The 9,039-nt window shown below is 36.9% G+C and carries 8 protein-coding genes; 2 read left to right on the top strand and 6 right to left on the bottom strand.

Translation table 11 applies throughout. The features are described 5' to 3' along the window. Window positions 1–112 precede the first annotated feature (112 nt). Entirely contained in the window at window positions 113–427 is a 315-nt protein-coding gene (locus tag PR833_RS16705) for a helix-turn-helix domain-containing protein (RefSeq protein WP_004919544.1), read from the top strand. A gap of 138 nt (window positions 428–565) precedes the next feature. Here PR833_RS16705 and PR833_RS16700 read toward each other — a convergent pair whose 3' ends face one another. The 6 genes from PR833_RS16700 to PR833_RS16675 form a co-directional block, all read right to left on the bottom strand. Then, window positions 566–1,183 (bottom strand): fimbrial protein, encoded by a 618-nt coding sequence (locus PR833_RS16700; RefSeq protein ID WP_004919541.1) that lies wholly within the window; start codon window positions 1,181–1,183, stop codon window positions 566–568. 12 nt (window positions 1,184–1,195) lie between these two features. After that, window positions 1,196–2,203: a fimbrial protein gene (locus PR833_RS16695; protein WP_053110940.1), complete on the bottom strand. Its 1,008-nt coding sequence runs from the start codon at window positions 2,201–2,203 to the stop codon at window positions 1,196–1,198. Next, the gene (locus PR833_RS16690) at window positions 2,194–4,683 is read right to left on the bottom strand and encodes a fimbria/pilus outer membrane usher protein (protein ID WP_040133104.1); all 2,490 of its coding nucleotides are present in this window, start codon (window positions 4,681–4,683) and stop codon (window positions 2,194–2,196) included. The genes PR833_RS16695 and PR833_RS16690 overlap by 10 nt, the downstream gene beginning before the upstream one ends. 9 nt (window positions 4,684–4,692) lie before the next feature. Beyond that, window positions 4,693–5,394 (bottom strand): fimbrial biogenesis chaperone, encoded by a 702-nt coding sequence (locus PR833_RS16685; protein WP_072502244.1) that lies wholly within the window; start codon window positions 5,392–5,394, stop codon window positions 4,693–4,695. 70 nt (window positions 5,395–5,464) lie between these two features. Further along, the gene (locus tag PR833_RS16680) at window positions 5,465–6,049 is read right to left on the bottom strand and encodes a fimbrial protein (RefSeq protein ID WP_004919533.1); all 585 of its coding nucleotides are present in this window, start codon (window positions 6,047–6,049) and stop codon (window positions 5,465–5,467) included. A gap of 1,549 nt (window positions 6,050–7,598) precedes the next feature. Beyond that, window positions 7,599–7,766 carry a hypothetical protein gene (locus PR833_RS16675; protein WP_004919531.1) on the bottom strand — a complete coding sequence of 56 codons (168 nt, stop codon included), beginning with the start codon at window positions 7,764–7,766 and terminating at the stop codon, window positions 7,599–7,601. Window positions 7,767–8,056: 290 nt separating this feature from the next. Between PR833_RS16675 and PR833_RS16670 the strand changes: the two genes are divergently transcribed. Further along, window positions 8,057–9,004 (top strand): FUSC family protein, encoded by a 948-nt coding sequence (locus tag PR833_RS16670; protein ID WP_004919529.1) that lies wholly within the window; start codon window positions 8,057–8,059, stop codon window positions 9,002–9,004. Window positions 9,005–9,039: the final 35 nt, after the last annotated feature.

Genomic DNA, 9,039 nt, shown 5'->3' with positions numbered 1-9,039 from the left:
TAAATAACCGATATATTGAAATTAATTGTTTTTTTAAGATTTTATATATTGTATAATTTTATAATGCATTAGCATTATACTCTACAATCCCTTTATCAATCGAGGGTGTCACATGGACATTCATTATTTTATTGGAATTAAGATAAAAACACGGCGAAAAGAATTAGGCCTTTCGGGGGCTGATTTAGCCAAAAAATTAAATATCAGCCAACAGCAAGTCTCTCGCTATGAGAATGGAATCAATAAAATACCTCTAAATCACTTAGTTAGCATAGCGATTGCGTTGAAATGCCCTATAGACTGGTTCTTTCAAGGATGTATTACTGAAGAGGATTACTCTATGCAAGATGAAACAATTAATATTAAGAGTCAAGAGCTAAAATATACAGCAGAGAGTGTTATTATTCACTCTAAAAACTCGCTCTAATATTTCAATCTATATTATTACATTTATGATACATCTGTAATTAGACAATTATATTTCAAACCTAATCACCTAAACAAAAAAATAACATAGCGATTAAATCGCTATGTTATTTTTATTTAACCTACATGTTTTTATATGTTAATTATACTGGATTTCATATGTCGCATAACTTGCCATCAACCCAGTTGTCACATCACTCGCCTTCTCTGCTGTGTAACCAATATAATATTGGAAAATTGCATCCTTATTATCTGATATTTTCGGTGTGACTTTAAGTTGCTGAGGATCTGCTGGAATAATTTTATTATCAGCATCTAGAATCGTGTTATTATTGATGGATAATGCAAAGTTAATATTTTTTGCACCATCAACTAACATATTTTTCAGAAGCCCCGCAGTTTCAAAGTTTGTTTTCGGCACCAAGTAACCATCCGCCCAAGTTACACTGATTTTATTGAGATCGGCATCAACAACTTCACCATTATGCTCAACAGATTGACATTGTGATAACTTGATAGTAAACATTTTTGATTTTAAATAGGCACCACCTTCACTATTATGAATTTCCATAAGTGAAATTGGAGCAAGATAGATATTCGCATCACTTCCTTGGTCATTCACGGAAACTACACACGAAACATCAACAACTTTACCCGCAAAAGATACCTTGCCTTCATCATAGTTAGTTTCAAAAGTTGGTAATGCATTTGCATAACCTACCGCTGAAAAAAGCATCAGTATTATCCAGTTTTTCATTGGGCTCCCCTATTAATCATAGGTTATGTTGAATTGCATCACAGCCTGCACATCACCAGCAGTCACTTTGTCTCCATACTGGTAATAGCGAGCAATATAGTTCGTATTAATATATTTATCGAGTGCAGTTGTTAACTCCCCAACCTTATAACTCTTACCCCAAGTTAATTTTACTCCCTTGTCGGTAAGAACTTGCACACCAATACCTTGTGCCGGGGACGATTTTGCAGTGTTATCCAGAACCCCATCTTGAGGGTTGGTATTCGGTGCATTTCTTCCATAGAAACTCATGTTTACAGAAACCGAATCGGGAGAAATACTCACTCCACCATTACACATTAAATTAATAGGGAACTTTTTCTCACCCGCAGTAGTTCCTCGACCTTTAAAATCGGTGCGCTTAACCGTATCTAGATGAACATCTTGGTTTTTACCTGTCATAATTTTACAAGATGGCGATACAATGGTAATGGCATCAGCCGATAAATAAGTAATAATCGCTGGTTCAACTGAATTAGGTTTGTAACCATAACGAGTATACTCACCTTGGGTAATTCGCCCTGAGCCTGTATTTTCTGCTGTCTTAATGATTTGTAACTTAAATGTTGAGCCAGCTAAATACACATTGATCTTTTGTCTATTACTCCCACTAACTTTAAACGTATCTGGGTAGGTCATTGCTACAGCCCCCATACGTTGGAAACGCAATCCTATCCCTGGGATATTCGTGTTATAGACTTTATTTGGCCCCTCAGTCAGCCCCTTTGCTGTTATAATGGCATCTAAAACAGTGCCACCATAACACTGTGCCCAATAACTGCCAGTTTCCTTTATCGGCCATGTTTTTTCTTGTATCACACTACCTACAGGAAGATCTGGGGAGACAACCACTCGGCCAAATTGCATGTCGATATTCTCGGCTGGAACCCAACTATTTCGGGTGCATGTAGCATACGCGGGGATACTCGATAGCACTGCTGCCAGTGCTATTCCATTACGTAAAATTGTGTTTATCGACATACACTATCCTTACTGGTTCCTGCTTCCAGAGAAAATACACATTGCCCATTATCCCATTTCACAATAGCTTCTTTGGCATCTTCGTTACTAATAAATACCGTGCCACCTTGTCCGACAACACCAATTGACTCACCTTCAGCGTTAGTCACTTCCGCGCCAAATGGCATTGGCTTTTTATCGAGACGCACAACGTTAAAAGTCCGATTACGTTCAACTTTAGTGCCAAATTTCACCTTAACAATACTGCCTTCATAAGGAACGACTTGGCTTGATGTGTTTTCGAACACGATATCTTCAGCACTGCCTTTAGGGTCAATTTCAATATTATTAATACGATAAGGTCGTACATATGGTGCTAGTGCATAACCACCTCGATTGACGCGTACACCTGGAGCACTGATAATTGAAGCGCCTTCTGCACCTTCGGCTTCAATCAACGCCATTGTCGTTGCAGTATTTGGTGTGAGTACAACGCCCCCTGAATGCACAACAACAGAGCCATTCGCACCAACGCCAAATTGGCGATAACCTTGCCCTTGACTATAATTAGCATTGGTATTGACATAAGGAGTACGATAACCCGTATTTACTGCAACACTGTGTTCACCACCTCTAGCCGTTGAGGTATTTAGCCCATAAGTCCAGTTATTCTCATCATCTAGTGCCCCATTAACACCGAGCTGAGTTGAGCCAAATTTCTCATTATTAAATACGGTGTTTGAGGTTAATGTGGTACTTCTGCTGTCACCAAAATAGAGTGGAATATTTAGGTTTAGGCTAATACGGTCGTCTTTCTTTCCATGTGAGTTATTATTATCCGAGTAGACTCGCATAAAATTAATGGAATAAGAGAGGCGCTGATATTGGTTGTTATAACTAAACTGATACTGTTTCTCAGTGCCAGAACGTTCCCAATAACTTGATATACGACCTGTAAAATACAGCCCACCAAATCCATCCGGTAAGTTTTGGTTTACTGTATAGCTAAAACCATTTTTTTCACGCCAACGGTTATTTGAAAGACCACGTTTATCATAATCGATCGCATACAGCGCATCGTTAACATTAAAATAGTCTTTCGTTGAATAACGATACGCAGCCAATGAAATATTGGTATCAGTTTGCGATATCAGTCGGTTAAAAGTGATACGATAACTTTGGCCATTATCGGTTCGATGTTTTAACGCAGTTCGAGATTGCGTCACGTCCAGTGCTAACGCACCAATCCCCGTATTAATACCAGTACCAACTAAATAAGCTTGGTAGTCATCAAATGCCGTAACACCACCATAAAGTGAAAACGTATTATTTAAGCCGTGTTGGATCGTACCTTGCATAATATAAGGGCGATGATGCAAACCATCGGTATCAGACTTACCAGCAGCGACTTGATAACGTGTAAAGCCCGGACGTAACAGTTGTGCTAACGATGAATATGGCACACTGAAAGTACTTTCACTGCCATCTGCTTCCTTAACGGTGACGTTTAGGTCATTACCGTAACCGGATGGATAGACATCATTTAAAATAAACGGCCCTGGTGGTACTGAAGTTTGATATATGATCGAGCCATTTTGGCGTACAGTGACTAATGCGTTACTTTGGGCAACACCACGAATTTCAGGTGCATATGATGTCATTCCATCAGGATACATGCTGTCATCTGTCGCAATTTTTGCACCACGCAAGCTAATACTGTCAAACAGATCGCCATCAGTATAAAACTGACCTGCGGTCATTTTTGACTTCATACTTGCAATAGGTCGTTGTAAATAAGTTTGGTTGCTGTTCCAACTGGTGCTTCCTGAACGTTGCCAACTTAAGTTACCGATATGTTTTAACAACCAGCCATCGAATGATAACCCTGCATTTAATCCTAAATACGCACTGGCATCATTCTGCCCCTGAGCTCCGCTCGTATGATTATCATAATAGTTAGCCATATAGGCTACATTAAGTGCTGGTATTCCTTTTTCCCAGAATTGTGGCGCAACATACCCGCGTGATAAACGTTGTTCATAAATTTGGGGTACTGAAATATCTAGACGTAAATTAGATGAGTGAAATTTATCATTCACTTCACTCAAATTATTCCACTCTTTAAGAGGTAAGCAGGTGGATTCTTGTGAATTTAGTTGTGGGTTTAATTTTTCTGCATCAACACCAAAATTGCTCAACATAGCTGGCGTATAGCACACACCTAAATTCCCATCTTTTTGTTGAACAATATTTAAATCATAGCGTCCTTTCCAATTATCATTGGTATACACATCAACAGAATATTTACCTTCACTAATTGGAGCAGTATTGAAGCGTTCTAAATCAACATTATCTTTGCTGCCTACTATGAATCCACTGTTAAACTCGTAGGTTGTGCCTTCCGCCCCCCACGCGTAAAATGTTGGCATCATACATACAGTGACAAAGCAGGTCACAGAGAGTGTATTACTATATTTATTTATTAACTCTCGCTGTTTCATTTTTCTGTCCTATTTAACAGTTGTTTTAACTGCTATGTCCGCCCCATAATCATTGATATTGTTCAAAACAATGTTTTCACCTGCTTTAATTGTTTTTTTCAATACCACTGAGCTCTGGCTTTTTGGTGCCACCATAACCGCTTTATCAGTTAACCCATTTTTTCCATCTGTAGAAATTTTTGTAATGGTAATAAAAAATGGTGTTGGGTTATTTATAGTCAGATTATTTCCATTAGCACTCACAATTAGTTTTTCAGGTGCTAATTCACGGCTACCTAAACCTACAGGACGATAAATAAATTTAAAACGAGAACGAATTGCCAGTTGTAAAAAGTTTTGATCTTCTTTTCCTGCAGTTCGGACTGTCGGTGGAATATCTAAAATATTCAGCCACCATAAACTTTCCTTATCTTGTGGTAGTCCATTTTTATCCATTAATTTAATACGGAGAGTTTGACCACCCTTAGCATCAATACGAGATATTGGAGGCGTAATTTGAAATGGTGTTTTTATTGTATCTGGTGTTTCAGATGCATCACCGGTATCTAACCATGCTTGTGCGACAGCTGGTCTATCCGCGGTATTATTTAACTGCACTGTAATTTCTTTTTCATTTCCAGGATAAATAAATCGTGTGCCGTTAACAATAATGTTGTTCGCTAATGAAGATGCACTGAAAACGAAGCAGAAGAATAAAACAATTGCTTTCATTTGAACCTCTAAATAAAAGCGGCAGTTAACCTACCGCTTAGATAAATATTACTTTTAAATTAATTTAATATTATTCGTAAGTAATTTCGTAAGTTGCATAGCTTTCTACGATACCGCTGCTAACAGTATCTGGCGTAGAAGTTGCGTAACCTACGTAATAAGTGAAACGTGAACCGTCAGCAATATCAACTGTTTTTGCTTTAGGTTGAGTAGCACTAGTTGGGTTGATTTTGGTTTTTAAATCAGGATCAGCATTAGTTGCTAATACTAATTGAATATTTTCAGCACCCGTTGAATCAGTGTTAGCTAAATAACCTTCGTTTGCACCAGAAGCACCTACTAATACGTTACCACCAGTCCAGTTAACATTTAATGTAGTGTCATCAGCTGTACCTTGACAATTAGTCACGTCAATAACAAATGATTTTGGTTTCAGGTAAGTATTTGCACCTGCATCTTTAACTTCTTTTACTGAAACAGGAGCCAAATAAACTTTAGCGTCACTACCTTGGCCGTCAACAGAAATAGTACAAGAAACATCTGTCACTTTACCGTAAAAATTAACTTGGCCACCACCAGCGTTTTCAGTTGCAGCGTAAGCAGAAGATGCACCAATAATTGCAGTAGCAATTGCAGTCAGTAATACTTTTTTCATTGTCATTTCCTAATATGAGGGTTTTTATTATTACACTAAACAGAACTTATTAAGCACCTAGTCTTTTAATAAATAATTAGCGTAGGGTGTTGACCATATGTTTAATATGGTTACACATTTATTTCCGTGTATTTAAGCTACTGCTAATAATTTAATTAAAAATATAGTTCTATCTTAATCAGTCCATTTTTAGAATTAATAATCATAACGTGGTCTATATGATTTCGGAGAGAGGATACATAAAAACTTAAATTACATTAAATCGTTTTTATCATGAGATACAATAAAATTTAATAGTCTTAGCCTATCAAACAACTGCTATTGATCGAAAAACCTTATTGAATATACACGATGTATTACTCGTTTTACGCTAATTTATCAAATTGATTGTTTGTTTTTTATTTTTATGTTTTTAACAAATTCTAAAAAATGATCTTATAGTGATATTTTATAAAAGAGATAAATGCAAAAACTATTCTAAATAAGATTATCCTTATTGTGACTACTTATTCTAAATTTATATACTCAAAATAAATATTAGTCTAAATATGATATTTGGGTTTTAAATAATATAAATTAATTTTATGTTTATTCATTGATGGAATTAATTCTCATTTGAGAATATATTTATGATATAACGGTAATGCATCATAATTGGATTATTTACTCATGTAAGGAGTAAAACAATATGATTATATGGATAAAGGTGTATTTTTAGATTAAAAGCAAAACTTAAGCGATAAATCAGAAAGTAATAGGCTTTATTTTGATCTAGTAAGTAGAATAATTACTTGTGATTTGACTATATTTCAAAAGTTCTTTTTATTTCGCTATTTTATTCCTTGCCTAGCACCCAAAATGCGCTAATGAAGAAATAACAAAGGTTACTTATTGTTAGTAAATGTTATCAATTAATTTGATGTATGCACATTTTTTCTTCATATTTTTTGATCTATTCAAATTTTTTTAAATGTGTAACCATTTGATAACTAATGTTAAAAAATAATTTACCCTCCCCTCTATTGAGACTTAACTCAGATATCAAAACCATCCTTAAGAATAGTCCTAAAACTCACCTGAAGAGTATAAATAGCTTTTTATTTCACCAGCGCTGAACAAAAAAGATGCTCAGTTAAGGTTAGTTAGATCACTTTGCGCAATAATCTATCTAAAGATAACAAGATTAATGGAACGAATAAGCCTGTTTAATGCAACTTATTTAGACCATAACATAAAGCACACATCGTATATTGAATATCTGTTATCGTAAGAAGTGAGAGTTAGATCTCTTTCAACTACACACACCGATCAAACTTTAATCGACATTGTTGTTAAGTTACTACTTTCATATTGTTAGCGACCAATCAATTAAAACTACCGTTAACCTCTTTAACAGCACCTTACAAAATTGCTGACTTAAACTGCTACATTCCATTAATGTGAATGCAATTAACCTACTATTAGCCATAAAGTTAATTGCATTCAACGCCTTTATTGACTGAGATATACCATGCAAGCCCATTTTGTAGAGAATAAAATCATTACTCCGCTAGGCGGGTTTACCTTCAATATTCTTATTGTCTGGGTTATCGGGGGCTGCAAATGCGAGCTCTTTTAACCAGTCTGAGAGAATGGGCTTAGTTTTCTTAGCGTCAAGCTCTGCTCTTTCTTGCTTAGTGAGTCTAATAACCACAACTTCTGTTTTCATTTGATGCATTTTGGTCTCCTCCCTTTAGAGGCTTTACCATGCCATACTCAAGAAAAAGATAGGTCTTAATTACTTAATTTTACAAAAATAGAAGATAGCAATACAAACGACTACCAGAGTGGCATATTGATGTTGCTATACGCTGGTTATGTCATTTTCCGAGTGATAGGTTGGCGGGGCAATCAATGATGCTCAAATAGAGATGATGGAAAATTATAATAATTCTCAGTAAGTTATTCGTTGAGTTATCAACTTATACACTGTATGAATATGATTAATTTATAAGGTGAGATCGTCTAATGCCAATTTCTTTGCCCCAAACCCGAAGTGCCTTTTTACTTTCTCTATGGGTTATCGCTCCATGGTTTATTGCTATCCTCTATAAGCAACCCATGTTAGGGACTTTGATCTCTTTTGGTGCATATTTATTAGTTGTATCATTTCCTAAACTCCCCACGAAAAAACCTATTTATGTTTTACTGCAAGGAGCCTGCATTTTATCTGCTCTTGCGGTAATCGGTGTTAATGTCACCCTTGGTAGCCTTTTATTCTTTATTTGCTCTGGACTTGGCGCTTTTTTTCAAGGCTATGCCGAATTGCGGTCAACCTATCTACGTTTACCAATCGCCCTTGGCGTTTTAGCTTATTTCCTATCAATTGGTCAGGTCCCCGCTCAGGGTAGCTTATTTTATGGCATCGCATTTACACTCGGTACATTTTGGGGCGTCATTATTGCTTATATTCTGTTGCCCCGTCATGACCTTCCCGCACCAACAACTCAAATTGATATGCGCACTCCCGCAGTACAGCGCTTCTCTGTGGCAATAGTTCTCGTTGCGCTCATCGGGAGTGCTCTTGCAACCCTGCTCCCTAGCTCTCATCCCTGTTGGTTACCTGCTGCTGGTTTAAGAGTGATGAAATCTGAACGGACAGCAACTTGGCAAAGGCTAAAACAACGTGGTGCAGGCACTCTGCTCGGTGCTGCTGTAGGGGGGCTTTTACTTGGTTTATCAAATAACCCACTCTTACACGTTTCCTTAGTGGGCCTATTGTTATTCGCCATGTTAATGATCGGTGCGAAACGTTATGGCTATTGGACATTTTGTTTAACCGCTATCGCATTAACATTTAACTTAACGGCCACTGCTGGGCCTATTGTATTAGCGATTGACCGAGTGTTACTGACGGTTTGCGCTTTGGTCATTGCCATCATGATGTTATTGCTACTGCCCAAATCGACAAAATAAGTTCTTACGCGGTGATATATTGGGTACAGTTTTGA

This window comes from Providencia sp. PROV189, from assembly GCF_028480065.1.
Lineage (GTDB): Bacteria > Pseudomonadota > Gammaproteobacteria > Enterobacterales > Enterobacteriaceae > Providencia > Providencia stuartii.
The sequence above is the reverse complement of the archived record's forward strand: the minus strand, read 5'-3'. Positions and strand labels throughout refer to the sequence as shown.